This window comes from Streptomyces sp. CHD11 (assembly GCF_018638295.1).
Lineage (GTDB): Bacteria > Actinomycetota > Actinomycetes > Streptomycetales > Streptomycetaceae > Streptomyces.
Genome location: NZ_JABTTS010000164.1, coordinates 1 through 331, shown reverse-complemented (window position 1 = coordinate 331; position 331 = coordinate 1). Strand labels below are relative to the sequence as shown.

Sequence of the window (331 nt, the reverse complement as noted above, 5' to 3'; positions counted from 1 at the left end):
CTGGCGCAGTCCGTCCTGGACGAAGCGGCGCAGCCGTCCGTCACGCAGCAGTTTGCGCTCCTTGGGACGGGGCCTGCGCGCTGCGGCGGCGCGGTGGGCGGCGTAGGGCCGGTAGCCCTCGGTGGCGGAGTTCGCGTCGATCTCCCGCTTGATGGGCTCGCCGGCCGGCCCAGGACCCGTCCGATCGCCCTCAGCGACTGCCCCGCCGCACGCAGATCGCGGATCTTCTCCCGCTCGGCGAGCGTCAAAAATCGCGGGTGAAGCTGCTTCTCCAGGGCGCTCAGGCCCACCGGTGGCGTGGTCACACCACACATCGTGACGGTCCCGGCCG

The 331-nt window shown here is 72.2% G+C and carries 1 pseudogene; it reads right to left on the bottom strand.

The features are described from left to right. Positions 1 to 331 (bottom strand): annotated as a pseudogene (locus tag HTV45_RS33605) (helix-turn-helix domain-containing protein); the annotation flags it as partial.